This window comes from Pseudomonas sp. NFACC46-3, from assembly GCF_900114515.1.
Lineage (GTDB): Bacteria > Pseudomonadota > Gammaproteobacteria > Pseudomonadales > Pseudomonadaceae > Aquipseudomonas > Aquipseudomonas fluorescens_Q.
On sequence record NZ_FOTH01000002.1, the window covers coordinates 189,893 to 215,019 of the forward strand.

A 25,127-nucleotide genomic window follows, 5' to 3' on the forward strand; every position below is an offset into this window, starting at 1 on the left:
CCCGGCTGATGCCGGGCGTTTTTGTTTGTGCGCAACGCGGATCATTCCCACGCTCTGCGTGGGAATGCAGCCAGGGACGCTCTGCGTCCCAAAAGCCGAACGCGGAGCGTCCGTTGAGGCATTCCCACGCGGAGCGTGGGAACGATCCCATACACAGCAAAAAGGCGCCTTTCAGCGCCTTTTGCTTTGTTGCGGGTCGATCAGGCCATTTCGGCCGTGGTTTCGAAGTCGAAGGTCAGTTCGCCGTCCTTGATGTCGATGTGCACCACACCGCCATGCTCGGCCAGTTCGCCAAAGAGGATTTCCTCGGCCAGCGGACGCTTGATCTTGTCCTGGATCAAGCGAGCCATCGGCCGCGCGCCCATCGTCACATCGTAACCACCTTCTGCCAGCCAACTGCGGGCCGCATCGGTGACTTCCAACAAGACACGCTTGTCTTCGAGTTGCGCCTGAAGTTCGGTAAGGAACTTGTCCACCACGCTCTTGATGACTTCATGGCTGAGGCGACCAAACTGGATAATGGTATCCAGGCGGTTGCGGAATTCAGGCGTGAAGCTCTTCTTGATCACTTCCATCGCATCGGACGAGTGGTCCTGATGGGTGAAACCGATCGAAGCGCGAGCCGCAGTTTCGGCACCGGCGTTCGTGGTCATGATGATGATCACGTTGCGGAAGTCCGCCTTGCGCCCGTTGTTATCGGTCAGCGTGCCGTGGTCCATGACCTGCAGGAGCAGGTTGAAGACTTCCGGATGCGCCTTCTCGATTTCGTCGAGCAACAATACGCAGTGTGGCTGCTTGGTGATGGCTTCGGTCAGCAGGCCGCCCTGGTCGAAACCGACATAGCCTGGAGGCGCACCGATAAGACGCGATACGGTGTGGCGCTCCATGTACTCGGACATGTCGAAGCGAACCAGCTCGATACCCATTGCCTTGGCCAGTTGCCGCGCGGCCTCGGTCTTGCCGACGCCGGTAGGACCGGCGAACAGGAACGAACCCACGGGCTTGTCCGGCGATTTGAGACCGGCGCGGGACAGCTTGATGGCGGTCGACAGCGAGTCGATGGCCGCATCCTGGCCGAACACCGTCAGCTTCAGGTCACGCTCCAGGTTACGCAGCAACTCCTTGTCGGAACTGGTGACGTGCTTAGGCGGAATACGCGCGATTTTCGCCACGATATCCTCGACCTGAGGCACTTCGATGCGCTTGACGCGCTTCTCCAACGGTTGCAGGCGCTGGTAGGCACCCGCCTCGTCGATGACGTCGATGGCCTTGTCCGGCATGTGCCGGTCGTTGATGTAACGCGAGGCCAGCTCAGCCGCCGCGCGCAGGGCTTCATCGCTGTATTCGATGTTGTGGTGCAGCTCGAAACGCCCTTTCAGGCCGCGCAGGATACCAATGGTGTCCTCCACCGAAGGCTCCGACACATCGACCTTCTGGAAACGCCGGGCCAGGGCCCGGTCTTTCTCGAAGATCCCGCGAAATTCCTGGAACGTGGTCGAGCCGATGCAACGAATATCACCCGACGACAGCAATGGCTTGAGCAGGTTCGACGCATCCATGACCCCACCCGACGCCGCCCCGGCACCAATAATGGTGTGGATTTCGTCGATAAACAGGATCGCTTGCGGACGTTTTTTCAACTCGCCGAGCAACGCCTTGAAGCGTTTCTCGAAGTCACCGCGGTACTTGGTACCGGCCAGCAAGGCACCCAGGTCGAGGGAATACACCACGCTGTTGGCCAGCAGGTCCGGCACCTGGTCGTCAACGATGCGCTTGGCCAGGCCTTCGGCGATGGCGGTCTTGCCCACGCCCGCCTCACCCACCAGCAATGGGTTGTTCTTGCGACGCCGAGCCAGGATCTGGGCAACACGCTCGACTTCCGCTTCGCGCCCGACCAGCGGGTCAATGCGCCCCTGGCGCGCCAGTTCGTTCAGGTTGCTGGCATAGGCATCCAATGGGTTGCCTGAAGAAGAAGACTCACCGCCCTCGTCGTCCTGCATATCCTGCTCACCCTCGGAATGATCGCCATGCCCCGGCACCTTGGAGATGCCATGGGCGATGTAGTTGACGACATCGATACGCGCAACGCTCTGCTGCTTGAGCAGGAACACCGCCTGGCTTTCCTGCTCGCTGAAGATGGCAACCAGCACGTTGGCGCCGGTGACTTCACGCTTGCCCGAGCTCTGTACATGGAAGACAGCACGCTGCAGGACACGCTGGAAGCCCAGGGTTGGCTGGGTTTCGCGATCCTCGTCATGAACGGGGATCAGTGGCGTGGTGGAGTCGATGAACTCCTGCAGATCATGCTTGAGTTTATCGAGGTTCGCGCCGCAGGCACGCAAAACGGTGGCGGCAGCCTCGTTATCCAATAGGGCCAGCAGCAGGTGTTCGACGGTCATGAATTCATGACGCTTCGAACGAGCCTCCTTGAAGGCAAGATTGAGGGTGACTTCGAGCTCGCGGTTTAACATAGCTTCACCTCATACCCAAGTGGTCGGCGTTAACCGTCCTTCTCGATTTCACAGAGTAGCGGATGCTGGCTTTCCCGGGCGTATTGGTTGACCTGCATGGCCTTCGTCTCGGCGATGTCGCGGGTAAACACTCCACATACTGCCCGTCCCTCTGTATGGACGGCCAGCATGACCTTGGTCGCCAGCTCGCGATTCAGGTTAAAAAACACCTCGAGCACTTCGACGACGAAATCCATCGGTGTGTAGTCATCGTTGAACAAAACCACCTTGTACATCGGTGGCGCCTGTAATGCAGGCTTTGCCTCCTGAACAGCAATGCCTGCGGAATCGTCGTCGTGTAGATCCGGGCGATCCTGATTGAATGTTAGTCGAATCTGGCTGACTGCATGCATGGAAAGAAAGGTTCGTTTAGTTGGCGAATACAGTGATGGGGGCGCTTGTGGGCGATTTCAACCACGACCACCCGGCCACCTTGACTATCGGCAAAACGGTGTTACAACCAATAGAGCCCATCGTGGGTTAAAAAGGTCCGTGGAATCTATCCTTACTTCAAGATTAGCCTGCGGATGGACTGGATGATACTCCAGTGATGGAGTGCGTTGCAGAGGGAAATGGGTTATGTCGGTCGTCAAGATGAATGGCAAGGTGAAATGGTTCAACAATGCCAAGGGCTACGGTTTCATTATCGCGGCCGGCAGGGATGATGAAGACCTTTTCGCCCATTACTCGGCCATCAACATGGAAGGCTATAAAACCCTGAAGGCCGGACAGCCTGTGACGTTCGACGTCATCCAGGGACCCAAGGGCCTGCACGCGGTCAACATCAAGGTTGTCACCGCCGAAGAAAAGCCCGCCCCTGTCCAGGTCAGGGTCACCGAGACCCATTGACCGGTCGCTGCACCGGACAAATGAAAATGCCCGGCTCGATCACTCGAGCCGGGCATTCGCGCTGAGCGCCGATCCGCTTACATGTGCGAGATCAGGGCATCGCCGAAGCCCGAGGACGACACCAGCTTGGCGCCCTCCATCAGACGTTCGAAGTCATAGGTCACGGTCTTGGCCGAAATCGCGCCGTTAGTGCCCTTGATGATCAGGTCGGCCGCTTCGGTCCAACCCATGTGGCGCAGCATCATTTCCGCCGACAGGATCAACGACCCCGGGTTGACCTGGTCCTTTCCGGCATACTTGGGCGCGGTACCGTGGGTGGCTTCGAACATGGCCACGGTGTCGGACAGGTTGGCGCCCGGCGCAATACCGATACCGCCCACTTCCGCCGCCAGGGCGTCGGACAGGTAGTCACCGTTCAGGTTCAGAGTGGCGATCACGTCATATTCGGCCGGACGCAGCAGGATCTGCTGCAACATCGCATCGGCGATGGCGTCCTTGACGATGACATTCTTGCCGGTCTTCGGATTCTTGAACTGCATCCACGGTCCGCCGTCGAGCAAGGTCGCGCCAAACTCCTCGGCCGCCACTTCGTAGGCCCATTCCTTGAAGGCACCTTCGGTGAACTTCATGATGTTGCCTTTATGCACGATGGTCAGCGAGTCGCGGTCATTGTCGACAACATACTGCAAGGCCTTGCGGGCCAGGCGCTTGGTGCCCTGCTTGGAAACCGGCTTGACGCCGATGCCGCAGTCCTCGTCGAAACGGATCTTGGTCACACCCATTTCTTCTTTCAGGAACTTGATGACCTTGGTCGCTTCGGCCGAACCGGCCTTCCACTCGATGCCAGCGTAGATGTCCTCGGAGTTCTCGCGGAAGATCGTCATGTCCACGTCGCCAGGCTTCTTGACAGGGCTTGGCACGCCTTCGAACCAGCGCACCGGACGCAGGCACACGTACAGGTCGAGCTGCTGGCGCAGGGCCACGTTCAGCGAACGGATACCACCACCCACCGGCGTGGTCAGCGGACCCTTGATGGAAACCACGTAATCCTTGACCGCGTCCAGGGTTTCCTGGGGCAGCCAGGTGTCCTGGTCGTAGACTTGAGTCGCTTTCTCACCGGCATAGACTTCCATCCAGGAAATCTTGCGCTTGCCGCCATAGGCCTTCTGAACCGCAGCGTCCACAACCTTGATCATGACCGGACTGATATCGACGCCAATGCCGTCGCCTTCGATGAAGGGGATGATCGGGTTGTCGGGAACATTAAGAGAATGGTCTGCATTGACGGTGATTTTGTCACCGACGGCTGGAACCTGAATCTTTTGATACCCCATGCTGAACTCCATTGCTTGGATTGAACATCTGGCTGCGTTCGAGCGTACCCCACTTGAATCGGCACGCAAACCCTACGTTAGGCTCATCCGGGGTAAAGCGTTGCAGTTCGCGGTGTACAACCCTGAAAACCAAGGGAAAAGCGCCAAACATGAGCATAGCCCGCTCCTTGGGTACTGCGACGTTTAGACCAATGGACGTGTACGGAAGTCTATGAACCATCGGCAGATTGCCAGCTACCTATGTATAATGCCGCCGCTGACCACAGGGTCACGCTGGCTGAGCGCTCTATCACAGGACTTTTCCGCCAGTTTAAAAGCCGGACCGTTACCGCGGCCCAACCGCTTGACGCTCGACTGATGCACCCAACATCACCGCGAAGAAACCTCGACATTCGGTTCACGGATGACTTTGAACGAACGCGCTTACCCGGCGCCCTCGAGTTTCTGCGCATGCTTTAGCAAAGAAGAGAGTTAATCCGAATATGCCCACCCGCTCGAAGATCATCTATACCTTCACCGACGAAGCGCCCGCCCTCGCCACCTATTCGCTGCTGCCGATCGTCGAAGCCTTTACCGCTTCGGCCGATATCGCCGTGGAAACCCGCGATATCTCCCTCGCAGGGCGCATCCTGGCCAGCTTCCCCGAGCAACTGGGTGACAAAGCCGTAGCCGACCACCTCGCCGAATTGGGCGACCTGGCCGTCACGCCTGAAGCCAACATCATCAAGCTGCCGAACATCAGCGCCTCGGTGCCGCAACTGCAGGCCGCGATCAAGGAATTGCAGGCCCAGGGCTACGCACTGCCGGACTATCCGGAAACCGTGACCACCGATGCCGAGAAAGACGCTCGCGCCCGCTACGACAAGGTCAAGGGCAGCGCCGTGAACCCGGTCCTGCGCGAAGGCAACTCCGACCGCCGCGCACCGCTGTCGGTCAAGAACTACGCCCGCAAGCACCCGCACAAGATGGGCGCCTGGGCAGCCGACTCCAAATCCCACGTGGCCCACATGAGCACCGGCGATTTCTACGGCAGCGAAAAAGCCGCCCTGATCGACGCCGCGGGCAGCGTGAAAATCGAGCTGATCGCCCAGGACGGCACTGCCACTGTCCTGAAAGAAAAAACCACCGTACAAGCCGGTGAGATCCTCGACTGCGCCGTGATGAGCAAAAACGCCCTGCGCGACTTCATCGCCGCTGAAATCGAAGACGCCAAGCAAAAAGGCGTCCTGCTGTCGGTTCACCTCAAGGCCACCATGATGAAGGTCTCCGACCCGATCATGTTCGGCCAGATCGTTGCCGAGTTCTATAAAGATGCCCTGGCCAAGCACGCACAAGTGCTGGAGCAGATCGGCTTCAACCTGAACAACGGCATCGGCGATCTGTACGCCCGCATCAAGGCCCTGCCGGCCGAGCAACAGGCGCAGATCGAAGCCGACATCCAGGCGGTCTACGCGGCGCGCCCATCCCTGGCGATGGTCAACTCCGACAAAGGCATCACCAACCTGCACGTGCCGAGCGACGTCATCGTCGACGCCTCGATGCCGGCCATGATCCGTGACTCCGGCAAGATGTGGGGCACCGACGGCCAACTGCACGACACCAAGGCCGTGATCCCGGATCGCTGCTATGCCACCATCTACCAGGCGGTGATCGAAGACTGCAAGCAACACGGCGCCTTCGACCCAACCACCATGGGCAGCGTGCCGAACGTTGGCCTGATGGCCAAGAAAGCCGAAGAGTACGGCTCCCACGACAAGACCTTCCAGATCAAGGTCGACGGCGTGGTCCGTGTTTCGGACAGCAACGGCCGCACCCTGCTGGAGCAAAGCGTCGAAGCTGGCGACATCTTCCGCATGTGCCAGACCAAGGACGCGCCGATCCAGGATTGGGTCAAGCTGGCCGTCAACCGTGCCCGCGCCAGCGACACGCCGGCAATCTTCTGGCTGGACCCGATGCGCGCCCATGACGGCGTCGTGATCGAGAAAGTCCAGACCTACCTGAAGGACTACGACACTGCCGGACTGGACATCCGCATCATGGCGCCGGTCGACGCGATGAAGTTCACCCTGGCCCGCACCCGCGAAGGCAAGGACACCATCTCGGTGACTGGCAACGTACTGCGCGACTACCTGACCGACCTGTTCCCGATCATGGAACTGGGCACCAGCGCCAAGATGCTGTCGATCGTGCCGCTGATGAACGGCGGTGGCCTGTTCGAAACCGGCGCTGGCGGCTCGGCCCCCAAGCACGTGCAGCAATTGCTGGAAGAAAACTTCCTGCGCTGGGATTCCCTGGGCGAGTTCCTGGCCCTGGCCGCTTCCCTCGAGCACCTGGGCGTGACCTACAACAACCCGAAAGCACTGGTGCTGGCCAAGACCCTGGACCAGGCTACCGGTGAGTTCCTGGACCGCAACAAGTCGCCTTCGCGCAAGGTCGGCGGCATCGACAACCGTGGCAGCCACTTCTACCTGACCCTGTTCTGGGCCCAGGCTCTGGCCGCCCAGGATGACGACGCAGCCCTCAAGGCTCAGTTCGCTTCCCTGGCCAAGACATTGACCGACAACGAAGAAAAAATCGTTGCCGAGCTCAACGCCGTCCAGGGCAAGCCCGTGGACATCGGCGGCTACTACTTCGCCAACCCGGAGCTGACCAGCAAGGCCATGCGCCCGAGCAACACCTTCAACGCAGCGATTGCCGCGCTGGTGTAAGGTTGTAAGGGAACACCACGAACCCCGGCCTTGTGCCGGGGTTTGTGTTTCCAGGCATACCAAGCGCTCCCCAACCTATCTTGCCCCACCCCATTGGCTGCCCAGGCTTACCTTGACAGTACAATCAGACAGCCTAGCCTTAAAAGCATCGTTCTAAGTACGCCCTCTTCACTGAAGGTGCATGAAGTAAACCGCGAGCGCTGAACGACCGGTGTGACCCCTACACCTTTTCAACCTTCGTGGATGCGAGATGTCTCGGCAAGAGAACGAGAGAGAGTCAGATCAGGCGTCATTCTGATTGCCAGCAGGTGTATCGACCTCAAGTGAGCGAAAACTGGATTGCTGAAATCGGCTACGTAGCGATAGCAACCCTTTTGGATAGTTTGAGTTTTCAGCGAAAAATACGCACTTATAAACTCACTACCAGACTCATAAACTGAGGAAATACACCATGAGAAAGACTGCGCAAGCAATTATGAACGCTCAAATACCCTTCACAATTGGAAATTTAGACTTTCAACAACTGCGAGGCTCCCCCACCCTATTTAGGAGAGAGGGCGCTGATGAGCCTTTTGAATACCCTAAAATAGAGGAATTTCCCGACCGTTACGCCATACGCTGCTCTACAGACATCCGCCCCAATCGCTTTGGACAGATATACAACTACACCCCCACCACACAACAACTAACCTTTACAAGCCCAGATGCCACATACACATTCAATTTAAACAAATTCGGAAATCAAGTTATCTACTCAACCAACTCACCTGGCGCAAGCGTCAGAGCCCCCTCTATTGTCTTCGAGGACTTTCCAGGGTTAATTCAGCTCGAAATGCACATACCCGGTAAAAAATTCGACCAACAGACAGATAAGGCCGAATGGCCCGAGGTGCAAATCAACGACCAGGTCATCAAACATTCCTCAACCAGCCCCGCGCTTACTACCCCGAAAGAAAAGGTCTTACAAGTCGTTATCAACCCCACGGACAGATTTTCATCTTTAGGTAACGTCACGCTCTATCTTTCAGGCTGCGATGTATACCAAGAGTACCCACCGGGAGAAATGCACAAAATCGACAAACTCGTAGGGACGATGTCTACCGACCTCTACCTGACACCGGACAAAAGCTATCCGCCTGGCGTAACCAACCTGACGATAGAAGACGGGTTTTCGGACGCAACTGCCGTCATCGAATTCAACCACGACACTTCAAAAAAACAGGTGACCATTACAATAAAATCATTTACAGGCGCAGGCAAACTTTGTGACATACGGGACTTCCCTTACCTCGACAAATACTATCCGAATGCAATATGCATCGCCCTGTGAGGATAGGCATACTTTGCTTAGAACCCCGAAGGGCAATTGAACTTACATCCCAGCCACTGACAGGAGAACTCAATCACCTGCATGGGAGTTTGCTCGGGACGGCGATTCATCATTCGTTTAGTATCGAGCAACCCGTTGCTATTGCGAGCAAGCTCTGCCCCACAGCGGCCTGCATTCCAATTTCAAGATAAGGACTCCCATGAACTGGCAACCCCACATCACCGTCGCCACCATCGTCGAAGACAACGGTCGCTTCCTCATGGTGGAAGAATCCAAGGGTGGACGCGCGGTGCTCAACCAGCCCGCCGGCCACCTGGACCCGGACGAAACACTGATCGAAGCCGCCGTGCGCGAAACCCTGGAAGAAACCGGCTGGGACGTCGAACCCACGAGCGTGGTGGGCATTTACCTGTACACCGCCCCCAGCAACGGCGTGACCTACCAGCGAGTCTGTTTCGCCGCCAAGGCCTTGAATCATCGCCCTGACTATCAACTGGACGACGGTATCCTCGGCGCCAAATGGCTAAGCCGCGACGAACTGCTGGAGCAACGCGACCGCTGGCGCAGCGAGCTGATCATCCGCTGCATCGACGATTATCTGGCCGGCCACTGCCACAGTCTGACGCTGATCCGTCCTTCTCTTTAGCCTTGTGCGCCCGGGCCTGATAGAATCGCGTCCTTTTTCAAGACACTCATTGAACTCCTATGCGTGATCCAGCTCCTTCTGACACATCCAAGAAGCGCGTCATTGTCGGCATGTCCGGCGGCGTGGACTCTTCCGTTTCCGCCCTTCTGCTGATCGAGCAGGGTTATGAGGTGGAAGGCCTGTTCATGAAGAACTGGGAAGAAGACGACGGCACCGAATACTGCACCGCCATGGACGACCTGGCGGACGCCCAGGCGGTGTGCGACAAGATCGGCATCAAGCTGCACACCGCCAACTTCGCCGCCGAGTACTGGGACAACGTGTTCGAGCACTTCCTGGCCGAATACAAGGCCGGCCGCACGCCGAACCCGGACATCCTCTGCAACCGCGAAATCAAGTTCAAGGCGTTCCTCGACTACGCCATGATGCTCGGCGCCGACCTGATTGCCACCGGCCACTACGTGCGCCGCCGCGACATCGACGGCCGCACCGAATTGCTCAAGGGCCTGGACCCGAACAAGGACCAGAGTTACTTCCTGCATGCCGTCGGCGGCGAGCAGATCGCCAAGACCCTGTTCCCGGTAGGCGAACTGGAAAAGCCCGAAGTGCGCGCGATCGCCGAAAAACACCAGCTCGCCACCGCCAAGAAAAAAGACTCCACCGGGATCTGCTTTATCGGTGAGCGCCGTTTCAGCGACTTCCTCAAGCAATACCTGCCGGCCCAACCGGGCGAGATCAAGACGACCGAAGGCGAAGTCATCGGCCGCCACCATGGCCTGATGTACCACACCATCGGCCAGCGCCAGGGCCTGGGCATCGGCGGCCTGAAGGATGCCGGGGAAGAGCCGTGGTACGTGCTGGTCAAGGACCTGGAGCACAATGAGCTGATCGTCGGCCAAGGCAACGACCATCCCTGGTTGTTTTCCCGCGCCCTGCTCGCCTCCGACATCTATTGGGTCAACCCGATCGACCTCAGCGAACCACGCCGCCTGACGGCCAAGGTTCGCTACCGCCAGAGCGACCAGCCCTGCACCCTGGAAAAAACCGCCACGGGCTACCGAGCCACCTTCGATGACCCGCAGCGGGCGGTCACGCCCGGCCAGTCCGTGGTGTTCTATGACGGCGAAATCTGCCTGGGCGGCGGCGTGATCGAAGTCGCAGAACCCTGGAGCAGCAAGGCATGAGCCCCCTCCAGGAACAACTGACGGCATTGGGCGGTGTGTTTCTCGCCGCCGTGCTGGTGGACAGGATCGCCAAGACCGGCCAGGCCACCGAAGCGGGCGTGGCCTGCATGCTCGGCAGCCTGCTGGTTCGCGACCCCAAGGACACCCTGGAAGTCTACGGCGGCGACGACTTGAACCTGCGCGAAGGCTATCGTGCACTGATCGGCGCCCTGGAGCGCGATCCCAGCGCCCTGCAACGCGAACCGCTGCGTTATGCGCTGTCGATGTTGGGCCTTGAGCGCCAGCTGGCCAAGCGCGACGACCTGCTGGAGACCATCGGCAAACGCTTGCCGCAGATCCAGTCCCAGGTCGAGCACTTCGGCCCGTCCCACGAAAACGTCGTCGCGGCCTGCGGCGCGCTGTACCAGGACACCCTGAGTACCCTGCGCCAACGCATCCAGGTGCATGGCGACATGCGCAACCTGCAGCAACCGAGCAATGCCTCGAAAATCCGCGCCCTGTTGCTGGCCGGTATCCGCTCGGCACGGTTGTGGCGGCAGCTGGGCGGCCATCGCTGGCAACTGGTGGTCAGCCGGCGCAAATTGCTTAAAGAGCTTTACCCGTTGATGCGCAACGAATAAGTCGCCTCAGCCTGCTTTTTTTGTGGTGAGGGGATTTATCCCCGCTGGGCTGCGAAGCGGCCCCAAACCAGGCAACTCGGTGCGCCAAGAAGATTGAGTTCGCTGCTTTTAGGGCTGCTGCGCAGCCCAGCGGGGATAAATCCCCTCGCCACAGGTAATAAACAGTTTTATCTTGTTACGCGTAATACGCCGGTCAGTTGGCGACGGACCGGCGCAAGATTTCATGTATGATACGCGCCCCATTTCGTTGCCCGACTGTCCGAGAACACCCCATGCAGCTCTCTTCGCTCACTGCGGTTTCCCCTGTTGACGGCCGCTACGCCGGCAAAACCCAGGCCCTGCGCCCGATTTTCAGCGAGTACGGCCTGATCCGTGCCCGCGTCCTGGTTGAAGTGCGCTGGCTCCAGCGCCTGGCCGCCCACCCTGCCATCGGCGAAGTCCCGGCGTTCTCCGCCGAAGCCAACGCGGTGCTGAACACCCTGGCCGACAATTTTGCGCTGGAGCACGCCGAGCGCGTCAAAGAGATCGAGCGCACCACCAACCACGACGTCAAGGCCATCGAATACCTGCTCAAGGAGCAGGCAGCCAAGCTGCCGGAACTGGCCAATGTCAGCGAGTTCATTCACTTTGCCTGCACCAGCGAGGACATCAATAACCTGTCCCACGCCCTGATGCTGCGTGAAGGCCGTGATGATGTACTGCTGCCGCTGATGCGCCAGATCGCCCAGGCCATCCGTGAGCTGGCGATTCGCTTCGCCGACGTGCCGATGCTGTCGCGCACCCACGGTCAACCGGCTTCGCCGACCACCCTGGGCAAGGAACTGGCGAACGTGGTCTACCGCCTGGAGCGCCAGATCGCCCAGGTGGCCGCCGTGCCGTTGCTGGGCAAGATCAACGGCGCCGTGGGCAACTACAACGCCCACCTGTCGGCCTACCCGGACATCGACTGGGAAGCCAACGCCCGCGCCTTCATCGAAGACGAACTGGGCCTGAGCTTCAACCCCTACACCACCCAGATCGAACCGCATGACTACATCGCCGAGCTGTTCGATGCGATCGCGCGCTTCAACACCATCCTGATCGACTTCGACCGCGACATCTGGGGCTACATTTCCCTGGGTTACTTCAAACAGCGCACCATCGCCGGCGAAATCGGTTCCTCGACCATGCCGCACAAGGTCAACCCGATCGACTTCGAAAACTCCGAAGGCAACCTGGGCATCGCCAACGCACTGTTCCAGCACCTGGCGAGCAAACTGCCGATCTCCCGCTGGCAGCGCGACCTGACCGACTCCACCGTGCTGCGCAACCTGGGCGTGGGTTTTGCCCATAGCGTCATTGCCTATGAAGCCAGCCTCAAGGGCATCAGCAAGCTGGAACTGAACGAGCAGAAGATCGCCGCCGACCTGGACGCCTGCTGGGAAGTCCTGGCCGAGCCGATCCAGACCGTGATGCGTCGCTACAACATCGAAAACCCGTATGAAAAGCTGAAAGAGCTGACCCGTGGCAAGGGCATCAGCCCTGAAGCGCTGCAGACTTTCATCGATGGCCTGGACATGCCCGCCGACGCCAAGGCTGAGCTGAAAAAGCTCACGCCGGCCAGTTACATCGGCAACGCAGCGGCACAAGCCAAGCGCATCTGATCCACGGCTTTACCTTTGAGACGCCCGGCCGCGCCGGGCGTTTTTATTCGCGTCTGAAAAGTATATTTTTTCAATAGGTTACACATGAATCCTGATATTCCTCTGCAACTCCTGGGCGGCATCACGGCACGGGAGTTCCTGCGCGACTACTGGCAGAAAAAACCCCTGCTGATCCGTCAGGCAATTCCTGACTTCCAAAGCCCGATCGATGCCGATGAACTGGCCGGCCTGGCCCTGGAAGAAGAAGTCGAATCGCGCCTGGTGATCGAACACGGCGAACGCCCTTGGGAATTGCGTCGCGGCCCGTTCGCCGAAGACGAATTCAGCAAGCTGCCAGAGCGCGAGTGGACCCTGCTGGTACAGGCGGTCGATCAGTTCGTACCGGAAGTCAGCGAGCTGCTGGAGAACTTCCGCTTCCTGCCGAGCTGGCGCATCGACGATGTGATGATCAGCTTCGCCGCACCGGGTGGCAGCGTGGGTCCGCATTTCGATAACTACGACGTATTCCTGCTACAGGGCCATGGCCAGCGCAACTGGAAGATCGGCCAGATGTGCGACTCCGAAAGCCCGCTGCTGCAGCACGCCGACCTGCGCATCCTCGCTGAATTCGAAGCCACTGATGAGTGGACCCTGGAACCAGGCGACATGCTCTACCTGCCGCCGCGCCTGGCGCACTGTGGCGTGGCCGTGGACGACTGCATGACCTACTCGGTGGGTTTCCGCGCACCGAGCGCCGCCGAAGTGCTGACCCATTTCACCGACTTCCTCAGCCAGTTCCTGCCGGACGAAGAACGCTACACCGACGCCGATGCGCGCCCGGTGGCCGACCCGCATCAGATCCAGCAGGACGCCCTCGACCGCCTCAAGGGCTTGCTGGCCGAGCACATGAGCGACGAACGCCTGCTGCTGACCTGGTTCGGCCAGTTCATGACCGAGCCGCGTTACCCGGAACTGGTGGTAGGCCCGGAACTGGAAGAAGACGACCTACTGGCCAGCCTGGAACAAGGCGCTGTGATCATTCGCAACCCGAGCGCGCGCCTGGCTTGGTCGGAAGTCGATGACGACCTGCTGCTGTTCGCCAGCGGCCAGAGCCGTTACCTGCCAGGCAAGCTGCGCGAGCTGCTGAAAATGATCTGCGCCGCTGACGCCCTGCACATCGAGAATCTCGGTCCGTGGTTGGCCGACGAAGACGGTCGCGGCCTGGTTTGCGAGCTGGTCAAGCAAGGCAGCCTGGGGTTCGCCGATGAATAAAATTCACGTTCGTGTCGCAGACTGGCAAAAGGATAACGCCGAGATCCGGCGCATTCGTGAGACCGTGTTCATTGCCGAGCAGTCTGTTCCACCTGAACTGGAATGGGATGCCGACGACCAGAGCGCGGTGCATTTTCTGGCGTTTGAAGGTGACTTTCCCATCGGCACCGCCCGCCTGTTGACCGATGGCCATATCGGCCGTGTCTCGGTCCTCAAGGACTGGCGCGGCCTGAAGGTGGGCGATGCGCTGATGCACGCCGTGATCGCCGAAGCCGAGAAGCGTGGGCTCCAGCAACAGATGCTCAGCGCCCAGGTGCACGCCACGCCGTTCTATGAGCGGCTGGGGTTTGCGGTGGTCAGCGAGGAGTTCCTGGAAGCCGGGATTCCCCATGTGGACATGGTGCGGCATTCGGCTTGAACCCCCGCCTACCAGCAAGATGATGGCCTTTGTGGCGAGGGAGCTTGCTCCCGCTGGGCTGCGCAGCAGTCCTGTTTTTTTAGGGCCGCTTCGCGACCCAGCGGGAGCAAGCTCCCTCGCCACACAAGGGCATCACACAGCACTCAAACGCCCCGTCATTCCCGCATGCCGGGGCGTTTTGCCGTCTACCATTCAACTTGCCCCACCCCAGGCCGACAAACTGGCAATATCAAGCCTTTGTCTCGCGGAGAAATGGACATGCCTCTACGCACCTTCCTGGTTACCCTGCTGCTCGGTTGCAGCCTGTCGGTCATGGCCGACACGCAAATCGTGCCGCTGAACTACCGCACCAGCGCCGACCTGCTGCCGGTGGCACAGAACTTCATCGGCAAGGACGGCCAGGTCAGCGCCTACGGCAACCAACTAATCGTCAACGCCGAGCCCAGCAAGATCGAAGAACTGCGGCAATTCCTCGCCCAATTGGACACCGCACCCAAGCGCCTGCTGATTACGGTCGACACCAACGAAAACAACCTGCAGGGCGACCAGGGTTACTCGATCAACGGCGTCGCCCCCAGCCAGACCCGCATTATCAACCGCAGCACCGCCAGCCGCGAAGGCGGCGTGCAGCAGGTGCAGGCCAGTGAAGGCCAGCCGGCGCTGATCCAGGTCGGCCAGAGCGTGCCATTCACTAGCAACCAGACCGACAACTACGGCCGCATGCAGAGCCAGACTGAATACCGCAACGTCACCCAGGGTTTTTATGTCACGGCCAGCGTCACCGGCGAGACCGTTCATCTGAGCATCAGCACCAATCGTGACCGCATGAGCCAGGAGCGTCCCGATGTAGTGAACGTTCAGAGTACCGACACAACCGTCAGTGGCCGCCTGGGCGAATGGATCACCCTGGCCGGCGTCAATCGCCAGACTCAAGCCGACAAACAGGGCCTGACCCGCAGCTACTCGACCCAGGGCCGCGACGACATGATTTTGCGGGTCAAGGTCGATACCCTGAACTGAAGCACCAAAAACTGACTGATGAGTCGTATTAGACCAAAGATGTAGTGCCATAAAAAAAGCACTACAAAACGTTTGACGAGCAAAAAAACCGAAGGCATGATGGCCTCGCTCCCGCTAATCAGGGGCCCTGGCAAGGGCCTTCGGGTCGACGCTTGCAACTACCCTGCGAGCCGATTCGTGTCTGTACCGCCCACAAGGTGTGTTTGACGAGGTTGCGACTGGAACGAAGTTGTCCCGAGGGACGGAAGCGTAACTAGGTAACCCGGCATCACTCTGAGTTCGTATGGAGGCCCACGACGCCCGAATGCGCCCGCAGTTCGCCCCTACCTGCTCACTTTCCCCTCGAGCCCATCGTTCATCCCGTCGCCTCCCCGCCTGAACCGACTTGTACGCCAACCCCTGGTCGGCAGGAGCAGGAATTTTCCACCAAGACCTATGCGACGAGGTTTATCTCCATGGCACTGACACGCGAACAGCAAATTGCAGCCCTTGAAAAAGACTGGGCTGAAAACCCGCGCTGGAAAGGCGTGAAGCGCAATTATTCCGCTGCTGACGTCGTCCGTCTGCGTGGCTCGGTTCAACCTGAGCACACCCTTGCGAAAATGGGCGCCGAGAAGCTCTGGAACCTGGTGACCCAGGGCGCCAAGCCAGCCTTCCGTCCCGAGAAAGATTTCGTCAACTGCATGGGCGCCCTGACCGGCGGCCAGGCTGTGCAGCAAGTCAAGGCCGGCATCCAGGCGATCTACCTGTCGGGCTGGCAAGTGGCCGCGGACAACAACTCCGCCGAGTCGATGTACCCCGACCAGTCGCTGTACCCGGTGGATTCGGTTCCAACCGTGGTCAAGCGCATCAACAACTCGTTCCGTCGCGCCGACCAGATCCAGTGGAAAGCCGGCAAGAACCCGGGCGACGAAGGCTACATCGACTACTTCGCGCCGATCGTGGCTGACGCTGAAGCCGGTTTCGGTGGCGTCCTGAACGCCTACGAGCTGATGAAGAGCATGATCGAGGCAGGCGCCGCCGGCGTTCACTTCGAAGACCAACTGGCCTCGGTGAAGAAATGCGGCCACATGGGCGGCAAGGTGCTGGTTCCAACCCAGGAAGCCGTGCAGAAGCTGACCGCTGCCCGCCTGGCTGCCGACGTTGCCGGGGTACCGACCATCATCCTGGCCCGTACCGACGCCAACGCCGCTGACCTGCTGACCTCCGACTGCGACCCGTACGACCAGCCGTTCGTAACCGGTACCCGCACCCAGGAAGGCTTCTACAAGGTGCGCGCCGGCCTCGACCAGGCCATCGCCCGTGGCCTGGCCTATGCGCCGTACGCCGACCTGATCTGGTGCGAAACCGCCAAGCCGGACCTGGACGAAGCCCGTCGCTTCGCCGAAGCGATCAAGAAGGAATACCCGGACCAGATCCTGTCGTACAACTGCTCGCCTTCCTTCAACTGGAAGAAGAACCTGGACGACGCGACCATCGCCAAGTTCCAGCGCGAACTGTCCGCCATGGGCTACAAGCACCAGTTCATTACCCTGGCCGGCATCCACAACATGTGGCACAGCATGTTCAACCTGGCGCACGACTACGCCCGCAACGACATGACCGCCTACGTGAAGCTGCAAGAGCAAGAGTTCGCTGACGCCGCCAAGGGCTACACCTTCGTGGCTCACCAGCAGGAAGTGGGCACCGGCTACTTCGACGACATGACCACCGTGATCCAGGGCGGCACTTCGTCGGTGACCGCACTGACCGGCTCCACCGAAGAAGAACAGTTCCACTGATTCACACGCTTGCCTCGAGTAAGCGGCCCTTGCGGACCGGATAAAAACTAACCGCAAAGCCGACGATCTGAAGCCCCGACTGGTTCGGGGCTTTTTTTTTACCGGTTTTTTACACTTTGAAGTGACTGACCAGTTGCTGCAACTGGTTACCCAGGCGCGCCAGCTCGATGCTGGAGGCTGCGGTTTCTTCGCTAGCCGAGGCGGTCTGTTCGGATACATCGCGCACACTCAGGATACTGCGGCTGATTTCTTCGGCCACCAAGCTTTGTTGCACCGCAGCAGCGGCAATCTGCTGGTTCATGGCCTGGATGCCCGAAACCGCCTGGGTGATGTTGCCCAGGGAAATGCCGGCCTTGCCGGCCAATTCCACGCTGCTGTCGGTCAGTTCGCGGCTATTGCGCATGATACTCGACACCTGGCGCGTGCCGTTCTGCAAGCCCGCCACCAGGCTTTCGATCTCTTCGGTGGAATGCTGGGTACGCTGGGCCAGCCCACGCACTTCGTCGGCGACCACGGCAAAACCGCGCCCGGCGTCACCCGCGCGGGCGGCCTCGATGGCGGCGTTAAGGGCCAGCAAATTGGTCTGCTCCGCCACCGCCCTGATCACGTCCATGATCTTGCCGATGCGCGCGCTTTCTTGTTCCAGCTCATCCATGGCGTCGACGGAACGCCCGACTTCGCTGGCCAAGCGTTCGATCTGAACGATGGCTTGCGCAACCACCTGGTCGCCGATACGGGCCTGTGCATCAGCCTCTGACGCGACCGTGCAAGCCTGTTCGGCATTACGCGCGACTTCGTGCACGGTGGCCGACATTTCCTGCATGGCGGTAGCCACCTGGTCGGTCTCGGTCTTCTGACTATTGACCCCCGCACTGGTCTGCTCGGTGACAGCCGACAACTCTTCGGCGGCGCTGGCGATTTGGGTGACGCCATCGCGGATGCCACCGATCAAGTCGCGCAACGTGGTGCCCATGCGCTGGATACCCTGCTGCAAAACACCCAGTTCATCACCACGGGTCACGACCGTGCCTTGCGTGAGGTCGCCTGCCGCAATGCGATCGACTACAGCCAATGTGTCCTGCAACGGCCGGGTAATCTGGCGAGTGATGATCATGGCCGCAAGAATCCCCAACAGCATCGCCAAGGCAGTGCAGCTCAACTGCAGGGTACGGGACTGGGCGCTTTCGTCACCCAGGGAGACCAACTGGCTGGCATACATTTCGTCAGTCAGACGGGTGATGGTTTCACCCAGATCGATGGTGTCCTGCACGGCCTTGCCAATGGCCTGATTACTGGCGGTGAAGTTCTGCACCGAGCGACGGTAAGCAATCAGCGCGGTTTCCAGCTGCTTGATGGTGTCGGCATAGCTCGGGCCGAAAGCACCGTTAAGGGTTTCGATGCTCTTGAGCGCATTTTCGAGCTGGCGGGTGGCGGCCTGTTCGGTGGCGCTGTTGGGGTTGCCCGTGTAGCCACGCACTTCATAACGCACCAGCGCGACGTCCTCTTTGGCTTTGAGGATAATCCTGTACAACTCAAAACGGCGCTCGTCCGTGGCAGGCATTGCTTCCACGTCATCGATGACCTTGGCAATCAGCGCGGCGCCCTTGACCGCATTGACGCCCATCTCCTTGCGCATGGCTGCGTCAGTGCGATAAGCCTCGCGCATTGTATTCAGCGCCACTTGATACTCGGTGCTGGCCTGCTCGATCAGCGCAAGTTTTTTCAGGTTTTCGGGTTTTTTCAACTCATTTGCAAGGCTTTTTTGCTTGGCGACAAATTGTTCCAGCGACGCCTGGATCAATTCACCCTTTTGTTCATCGCCCTTGTCCACCTGGTATTGCAAGCGAGCCCTGCGCAGGTGATCAAGACGGTTGCCGAGCTCGGTAATGCTGGTCATTCGATCCGCACGCTGGATCATTTTGCCCAGACTGGTCCAGCCGGTCGCGGCGAGGATCGCGGTCAGAAACAGCACAACAGCAAAACCCAGAGCCAGCTTGAGCATAACGCTCATGTTCGCGATCCAAGAGTTCATGACAGTCCTTTGGTAATCCGCCGCGAACGATGAAAACTGACGCAGCTATCTATGAAGGGGCAATTGTCTAATCAACATTGATATAGATGATTAGATGAGTGAGCGGAAAAGATAGCCATTTGCCATCAACTCTTCAAGGCTCTAGGGCCGGCCTCATGCCGATATTTGCAGGCAAAGCGGGTTCGCCTAACGCGCCAATGCCTGGGGCATAGGGTTCTTGGTTGGCTCGGCTGGGCGGCCTCGATCTGATGACGGAGGTTTTTTCACCCGTTTTCCTTGAAGCCACCTACGCTGTAAGAGCAAGCCTGCACTGTGGAAGCCAGGCTTGGCTGCGATGCACGATAAGGCTGTCTGCCTCGGGACCGCGTTGCCGACATTGCAAGCAAGCTTGGCTTCCACGGAGCAGTCCCTCATGCAGACCCAACCTTCGCCGGACACCGCCCCCACAAAAAACTCCTACGCAGTGCTAGGAAAATTGATCGAACGCAGTATTGGGCAGTCGGAAAAGGAGTAAAACGTCCGACGCTGACAATTGCAGTAGCGACGATGTAAGACAGCCTCTCGGACACGACACTAAGTGCACTGTAGAAAACGCTGGCTAGATAATAATAATTATCATTTGTAAGTCGTTATCATTGTTACATTCCGCACGAAATATTATTGCTGAACAGCCGGCCAACGCCCACGGGGCCGGGGCCGCAGGGCTCTGGAGGTGCGCTATGTCCTTATTCCAATAAATAATTTCGCCATAGGAATTTTACTTGCCCGGTGTTTAGCCATAAAATCACCGCGATTGATTGCTGCGACATATCGTCACTGCGTTATTTCTATTCAAGCTCAGAGACCTTTGCTCTCTGTTAAGGATTTCCAGCATGCCCGAAGCGACAGGACTCATGGCCCACAACTGGGGCTTTGCCATTTTCCTTCTGGGTGTCGTCGGCCTGTGCGCCTTCATGCTCGGCGTGTCGAGCCTGCTCGGGTCAAAAGCCTGGGGCCGCAGCAAAAATGAACCGTTCGAGTCCGGCATGCTACCTACCGGTGGCGCCCGCTTGCGGCTCTCAGCCAAATTCTATCTGGTCGCGATGCTCTTCGTGATCTTCGATATCGAAGCCCTCTTTCTCTTTGCCTGGTCTGTGTCCGTCCGCGAAAGCGGCTGGACCGGATTCGTCGAAGCTCTCGTTTTCATAGCAATTCTGTTGGCAGGTCTTGTCTACCTTTACCGAGTGGGGGCGCTTGATTGGGCTCCGGAAGCTCGGCGCAAGCGGCAAGCGAAGCTGAAACAATGAGGCTTTGGCAATGCAATACAATCTCACCAGGATCGACCCCGATGCTCCTAACGAGCAGTATCCGATTGGCGAACGGGAAACCGTCGCCGATCCGTTAGAAGATCAAGTCCACAAAAACATCTTCATGGGCAAGCTCGAAGACGTGCTGAACAGCACGGTCAACTGGGGTCGCAAGAACTCCCTGTGGCCGTACAACTTCGGTCTTTCGTGCTGCTACGTGGAAATGACCACCGCCTTCACGGCGCCCCACGACATCGCGCGCTTTGGCGCCGAAGTGATCCGGGCATCGCCACGCCAGGCGGATTTCATGGTTATCGCCGGTACCTGCTTCATCAAGATGGCGCCGATCATCCAGCGTCTCTACGAGCAAATGCTCGAGCCGAAGTGGGTTATCTCCATGGGTTCGTGCGCCAACTCCGGTGGCATGTACGACATCTATTCCGTCGTTCAAGGGGTGGACAAGTTCCTGCCCGTGGACGTCTACGTGCCCGGCTGCCCGCCTCGCCCTGAAGCTTTCCTGCAAGGCCTGATGCTGTTGCAGGAGTCGATTGGCCAGGAGCGTCGCCCGCTGTCCTGGGTCGTTGGCGATCAAGGCGTCTATCGCGCCGACATGCCATCGCAAAAGGAACAGCGCCGCGAACAGCGTATCGCAGTCACCAACTTGCGCAGCCCCGACGAAGTCTGATCCAGCTCTGTTCCCTACAAGAAACGAGAACCTGGCTTCATTCTTTACGTTGACCGAAAGCGATAAATAACCATGACTACAGGCAGTGCTCTGTACATCCCGCCTTACAAGGCAGACGACCAGGATGTGGTCGTCGAACTGAACAACCGTTTTGGCCCCGAGGCGTTCACCGCCCAGCCGACCCGCACCGGCATGCCGGTACTTTGGGTTGCCCGCGCCAAACTCGTCGAAGTCCTGACTTTCCTGCGCAACCTGCCCAAGCCGTACGTCATGCTCTATGACCTGCACGGCGTGGACGAGCGTCTGCGCACCAAGCGTCAAGGGCTGCCCGACGGCGTCGACTTCACCGTGTTCTATCACTTGCTGTCGATCGAGCGTAATAGTGACGTAATGATCAAGGTCGCCTTGTCCGAGAGCGACCTCAGCGTGCCGACCGTGACCGGTATCTGGCCGAACGCCAACTGGTACGAACGTGAAGTGTGGGACATGTTCGGGATCGACTTCCCCGGCCACCCGCACCTGTCGCGCATCATGATGCCACCGACCTGGGAAGGTCACCCGCTGCGCAAGGACTTCCCGGCCCGTGCCACCGAGTTCGACCCGTTCAGCCTGTCCCTGGCCAAGCAACAGCTCGAGGAAGAAGCCGCGCGCTTCAAGCCTGAAGACTGGGGCATGAAGCGTTCGGGTGCCAACGAGGACTACATGTTCCTCAACCTCGGCCCGAACCACCCTTCGGCCCACGGTGCGTTCCGCATCATCCTGCAGTTGGACGGCGAAGAGATCGTCGACTGCGTCCCTGACATCGGCTACCACCACCGTGGCGCCGAGAAAATGGCCGAGCGCCAGTCCTGGCACAGCTTCATCCCGTACACCGACCGCATCGACTACCTCGGCGGCGTGATGAACAACCTGCCGTACGTGCTGTCGGTCGAAAAACTGGCCGGGATCAAGGTACCGGAAAAGGTCGACGTCATCCGCATCATGATGGCCGAGTTCTTCCGTATCACCAGCCACCTGCTGTTCCTGGGGACCTATATCCAGGACGTGGGGGCGATGACCCCGGTGTTCTTCACCTTCACCGACCGCCAGAAGGCCTACACGGTGATCGAAGCCATCACCGGTTTCCGCCTGCACCCGGCCTGGTACCGCATCGGTGGCGTTGCCCACGACCTGCCACGCGGCTGGGAAAAGCTGGTCAAGGACTTCGTCGAGTGGATGCCCAAGCGCCTGGACGAATACACCAAGGCCGCCCTGCAGAACAGCATCCTCAAGGGTCGTACCATCGGGGTCGCTGCCTACAACACCAAAGAGGCCCTGGAATGGGGCGTCACTGGTGCCGGCCTGCGCTCCACCGGTTGCGACTTCGACCTGCGCAAGGCGCGCCCTTACTCCGGCTACGAAAACTTCGAATTCGAAGTACCGCTGGCGGCCAATGGCGATGCCTACGACCGCTGCATGGTTCGCGTCGAGGAAATGCGCCAGAGCATCAAGATCATCGACCAATGCCTGCGCAACATGCCGGAAGGCCCGTACAAGGCGGATCACCCGCTGACCACGCCGCCGCCAAAAGAGCGCACGCTGCAACACATCGAGACCCTGATCACGCACTTCCTGCAGGTTTCGTGGGGCCCGGTCATGCCGGCCAACGAGTCCTTCCAGATGATCGAAGCGACCAAGGGCATCAACAGTTATTACCTGACGAGCGACGGCGGCACCATGAGCTACCGCACCCGGATTCGCACCCCAAGCTACCCGCACCTGCAGCAGATCCCTTCCGTGATCAAAGGCAGCATGGTCGCGGACTTGATCGCGTACCTGGGTAGTATCGATTTCGTTATGGCCGACGTGGACCGCTAAGCATGAACAGCACGCTTATCCAGACAGACCGTTTCGCCCTGAGCGAAACCGAGCGCTCGGCCATCGAGCACGAGCTGCATCACTACGAAGACCCGCGCGCGGCGTCGATCGAAGCCCTGAAGATCGTCCAGAAGGAACGTGGCTGGGTGCCCGATGGCGCGCTCTACGCCATCGGCGAGATCCTCGGTATCCCGGCCAGCGACGTCGAAGGCGTCGCCACCTTCTACAGCCAGATTTTCCGCCAGCCAGTCGGTCGCCACATCATTCGCGTCTGCGACAGCATGGTCTGCTACATCGGCGGCCACGAATCGGTAGTCAGCGAGATCCAGAGCAAGCTGGGCATTGGCCTCGGCCAGACCACCGCCGACGGTCGCTTCACCCTGCTGCCAGTGTGCTGCCTGGGTAACTGCGACAAGGCCCCGGCACTGATGATCGATGACGACACCTTCGGTGACGTCAAGCCAGATGGTGTCGCCAAACTGCTGGAGGGCTACGTATGACCCTGACTTCCTTCGGGCCCGCCAACCGCATCCAGCGTTCGGCCGAAACCCATCCCCTGACCTGGCGTCTGCGTGACGACGGCGAAGCGGTATGGCTGGACGAATACCAGGCCAAGAACGGCTACGCTGCCGCGCGCAAGGCGTTCGCCGACATGGCCGGCGACGACATCGTCCAGACCGTGAAGGATTCCGGCCTCAAGGGCCGTGGCGGTGCGGGCTTCCCCACCGGCGTGAAGTGGGGCCTGATGCCCAAGGACGAATCCATCAACATCCGCTACCTGCTGTGCAACGCGGATGAAATGGAGCCCAACACCTGGAAAGACCGCATGCTGATGGAGCAACTGCCCCATCTGCTGATCGAAGGCATGCTGATCAGCGCCCGCGCGCTGAAGACCTACCGTGGCTATATCTTCCTGCGTGGCGAATACACCACCGCCGCCAAGCACCTGAACCGTGCCGTGGAAGAAGCCAAGGCCGCCGGCCTGTTGGGCAAGAACATCCTGGGCTCAGGCTTTGATTTCGAGTTGTTCGTCCACACCGGCGCCGGGCGTTACATCTGCGGTGAAGAAACCGCGCTGATCAACTCCCTCGAAGGCCGCCGCGCCAACCCGCGCTCCAAGCCGCCCTTCCCTGCCGCCGTGGGCGTGTGGGGCAAGCCGACCTGCGTGAACAACGTCGAGACCCTGTGCAACGTGCCGGCGATCATCGCCGACGGCGTGGACTGGTACAAATCCCTGGCCCGTGACGGCAGCGAAGACATGGGCACCAAGCTCATGGGCTTCTCCGGCAAGGTCAAGAACCCTGGCCTGTGGGAACTGCCGTTCGGCGTCACCGGCCGCGAACTGTTCGAAGACTACGCCGGCGGCATGCGCGACGGCTACACGCTCAAGTGCTGGCAGCCTGGCGGCGCCGGTACCGGGTTCCTGTTGCCCGAACACCTGGACGCCCAAATGTACGCCGGCGGCATCGCCAAGGTCGGCACCCGCATGGGTACCGGCCTGGCCATGGCGGTGGACGACAGCGTCAACATGGTGTCCCTGCTGCGCAACATGGAAGAGTTCTTCTCCCGCGAGTCGTGCGGTTTCTGCACCCCTTGCCGCGATGGCCTGCCTTGGAGCGTCAAGCTGCTGCGGGCCCTTGAAAACGGCGAAGGCCAGGCCGGCGACATCGAGACCCTGCTGGGTCTGGTGGGTTTCCTCGGCCCAGGCAAGACCTTCTGTGCTCACGCACCGGGTGCCGTGGAGCCGTTGGGCAGCGCGATCAAATACTTCCGTCCAGAGTTCGAAGCCGGCATCGCGCCCACCAGCGCCGTCGTCCCGCCTCTGGCAAAGCCGATCGTAGTCGGCGCGTAAACGCTTAAAAAGGCGAAGGGTCCGTACCCTTCGCCTTCTCGCGTGATGACGCCGTAAACGGCTGTGTTGATTCACGCGAATAACAAGATTCCATTAGCCACGCCCGCTGACACCGGGCCAA

The 25,127-nt window shown here is 59.6% G+C and carries 20 protein-coding genes and 1 pseudogene; 16 read left to right on the top strand and 5 right to left on the bottom strand.

Features of this window, described 5'->3' with window-relative positions:
• Positions 1-200: 200 nt before the first annotated feature.
• Positions 201-2,471 carry an ATP-dependent Clp protease ATP-binding subunit ClpA gene (gene clpA / locus BM300_RS04600; RefSeq protein ID WP_063320487.1) on the bottom strand — a complete coding sequence of 757 codons (2,271 nt, stop codon included), beginning with the start codon at positions 2,469-2,471 and terminating at the stop codon, positions 201-203.
• Between the two features lie 29 nt (positions 2,472-2,500).
• A complete protein-coding gene (clpS, locus tag BM300_RS04605) occupies positions 2,501-2,863 on the bottom strand; it encodes an ATP-dependent Clp protease adapter ClpS (RefSeq protein ID WP_003180089.1) in 363 nt (120 codons plus the stop codon).
• A 226-nt stretch (positions 2,864-3,089) separates the two neighbouring features.
• Between clpS and BM300_RS04610 the strand changes: the two genes are divergently transcribed.
• On the top strand, positions 3,090-3,359 hold the full coding sequence (locus tag BM300_RS04610) for a cold shock domain-containing protein (RefSeq protein ID WP_092144484.1): 270 nt from the start codon (positions 3,090-3,092) through the stop codon (positions 3,357-3,359).
• 77 nt (positions 3,360-3,436) lie between these two features.
• On the opposite strand, the gene icd is transcribed toward BM300_RS04610, so the two are convergent.
• Positions 3,437-4,693 carry an NADP-dependent isocitrate dehydrogenase gene (gene icd / locus BM300_RS04615; protein ID WP_063320485.1) on the bottom strand — a complete coding sequence of 419 codons (1,257 nt, stop codon included), beginning with the start codon at positions 4,691-4,693 and terminating at the stop codon, positions 3,437-3,439.
• Positions 4,694-5,175: 482 nt separating this feature from the next.
• Between icd and BM300_RS04625 the strand changes: the two genes are divergently transcribed.
• The 10 genes from BM300_RS04625 (at position 5,176) to aceA (ending at position 17,294) form a co-directional block, all read left to right on the top strand.
• Positions 5,176-7,401 carry an NADP-dependent isocitrate dehydrogenase gene (locus BM300_RS04625; protein ID WP_072339621.1) on the top strand — a complete coding sequence of 742 codons (2,226 nt, stop codon included), beginning with the start codon at positions 5,176-5,178 and terminating at the stop codon, positions 7,399-7,401.
• A 451-nt stretch (positions 7,402-7,852) separates the two neighbouring features.
• On the top strand, positions 7,853-8,731 hold the full coding sequence (locus BM300_RS04630; RefSeq protein WP_092462150.1) for a hypothetical protein: 879 nt from the start codon (positions 7,853-7,855) through the stop codon (positions 8,729-8,731).
• Positions 8,732-8,930: 199 nt separating this feature from the next.
• Positions 8,931-9,377 carry an NUDIX hydrolase gene (locus BM300_RS04635; protein ID WP_092222683.1) on the top strand — a complete coding sequence of 149 codons (447 nt, stop codon included), beginning with the start codon at positions 8,931-8,933 and terminating at the stop codon, positions 9,375-9,377.
• Between the two features lie 59 nt (positions 9,378-9,436).
• On the top strand, positions 9,437-10,561 hold the full coding sequence (gene mnmA / locus BM300_RS04640) for a tRNA 2-thiouridine(34) synthase MnmA (protein WP_057450008.1): 1,125 nt from the start codon (positions 9,437-9,439) through the stop codon (positions 10,559-10,561).
• Entirely contained in the window at positions 10,558-11,181 is a 624-nt protein-coding gene (gene hflD / locus BM300_RS04645; protein ID WP_092462152.1) for a high frequency lysogenization protein HflD, read from the top strand. Before mnmA ends, hflD begins: the two co-directional genes overlap by 4 nt.
• 272 nt (positions 11,182-11,453) lie before the next feature.
• A complete protein-coding gene (purB, locus tag BM300_RS04650) occupies positions 11,454-12,824 on the top strand; it encodes an adenylosuccinate lyase (protein ID WP_092462154.1) in 1,371 nt (456 codons plus the stop codon).
• Between the two features lie 84 nt (positions 12,825-12,908).
• Positions 12,909-14,075, top strand: coding sequence for a ribosomal protein uL16 3-hydroxylase (locus tag BM300_RS04655; RefSeq protein WP_003203358.1), 1,167 nt, complete (start codon positions 12,909-12,911; stop codon positions 14,073-14,075).
• Positions 14,068-14,493, top strand: a complete 426-nt coding sequence (locus BM300_RS04660; protein ID WP_018609216.1) for a GNAT family N-acetyltransferase — start codon at positions 14,068-14,070, stop codon at positions 14,491-14,493. Before BM300_RS04655 ends, BM300_RS04660 begins: the two co-directional genes overlap by 8 nt.
• A 258-nt stretch (positions 14,494-14,751) precedes the next feature.
• Positions 14,752-15,513 carry a secretin N-terminal domain-containing protein gene (locus BM300_RS04665; protein ID WP_092462156.1) on the top strand — a complete coding sequence of 254 codons (762 nt, stop codon included), beginning with the start codon at positions 14,752-14,754 and terminating at the stop codon, positions 15,511-15,513.
• Between the two features lie 455 nt (positions 15,514-15,968).
• Positions 15,969-17,294, top strand: a complete 1,326-nt coding sequence (aceA, locus tag BM300_RS04670; protein ID WP_063320477.1) for an isocitrate lyase — start codon at positions 15,969-15,971, stop codon at positions 17,292-17,294.
• A 109-nt stretch (positions 17,295-17,403) separates the two neighbouring features.
• On the opposite strand, the gene BM300_RS31640 is transcribed toward aceA, so the two are convergent.
• Both BM300_RS31640 and BM300_RS31645 read right to left on the bottom strand, forming a co-directional pair.
• Positions 17,404-18,267 carry a methyl-accepting chemotaxis protein gene (locus BM300_RS31640; protein WP_371914651.1) on the bottom strand — a complete coding sequence of 288 codons (864 nt, stop codon included), beginning with the start codon at positions 18,265-18,267 and terminating at the stop codon, positions 17,404-17,406.
• Positions 18,259-19,326: pseudogene (locus BM300_RS31645) on the bottom strand (methyl-accepting chemotaxis protein); the annotation flags it as partial. The gene BM300_RS31640 and the pseudogene BM300_RS31645, both read right to left, overlap by 9 nt.
• A gap of 872 nt (positions 19,327-20,198) precedes the next feature.
• Here BM300_RS31645 and BM300_RS04685 point away from each other — a divergent pair.
• The 5 genes from BM300_RS04685 to nuoF all read left to right on the top strand — a co-directional run bounded on the left by BM300_RS04685 (position 20,199) and on the right by nuoF (position 25,006).
• Complete coding sequence (locus BM300_RS04685) at positions 20,199-20,612, top strand: NADH-quinone oxidoreductase subunit A (RefSeq protein WP_030141323.1); 414 nt, start codon at positions 20,199-20,201, stop codon at positions 20,610-20,612.
• Between the two features lie 10 nt (positions 20,613-20,622).
• Positions 20,623-21,297 (top strand): NuoB/complex I 20 kDa subunit family protein, encoded by a 675-nt coding sequence (locus BM300_RS04690; RefSeq protein ID WP_013693708.1) that lies wholly within the window; start codon positions 20,623-20,625, stop codon positions 21,295-21,297.
• A 72-nt stretch (positions 21,298-21,369) separates the two neighbouring features.
• Positions 21,370-23,154, top strand: coding sequence for an NADH-quinone oxidoreductase subunit C/D (nuoC, locus tag BM300_RS04695; protein WP_063320475.1), 1,785 nt, complete (start codon positions 21,370-21,372; stop codon positions 23,152-23,154).
• A gap of 2 nt (positions 23,155-23,156) precedes the next feature.
• Positions 23,157-23,654, top strand: coding sequence for an NADH-quinone oxidoreductase subunit NuoE (nuoE, locus tag BM300_RS04700; RefSeq protein WP_053157826.1), 498 nt, complete (start codon positions 23,157-23,159; stop codon positions 23,652-23,654).
• Positions 23,651-25,006 carry an NADH-quinone oxidoreductase subunit NuoF gene (gene nuoF, locus BM300_RS04705; RefSeq protein WP_092144466.1) on the top strand — a complete coding sequence of 452 codons (1,356 nt, stop codon included), beginning with the start codon at positions 23,651-23,653 and terminating at the stop codon, positions 25,004-25,006. The genes nuoE and nuoF overlap by 4 nt, the downstream gene beginning before the upstream one ends.
• Positions 25,007-25,127 lie beyond the last annotated feature (121 nt).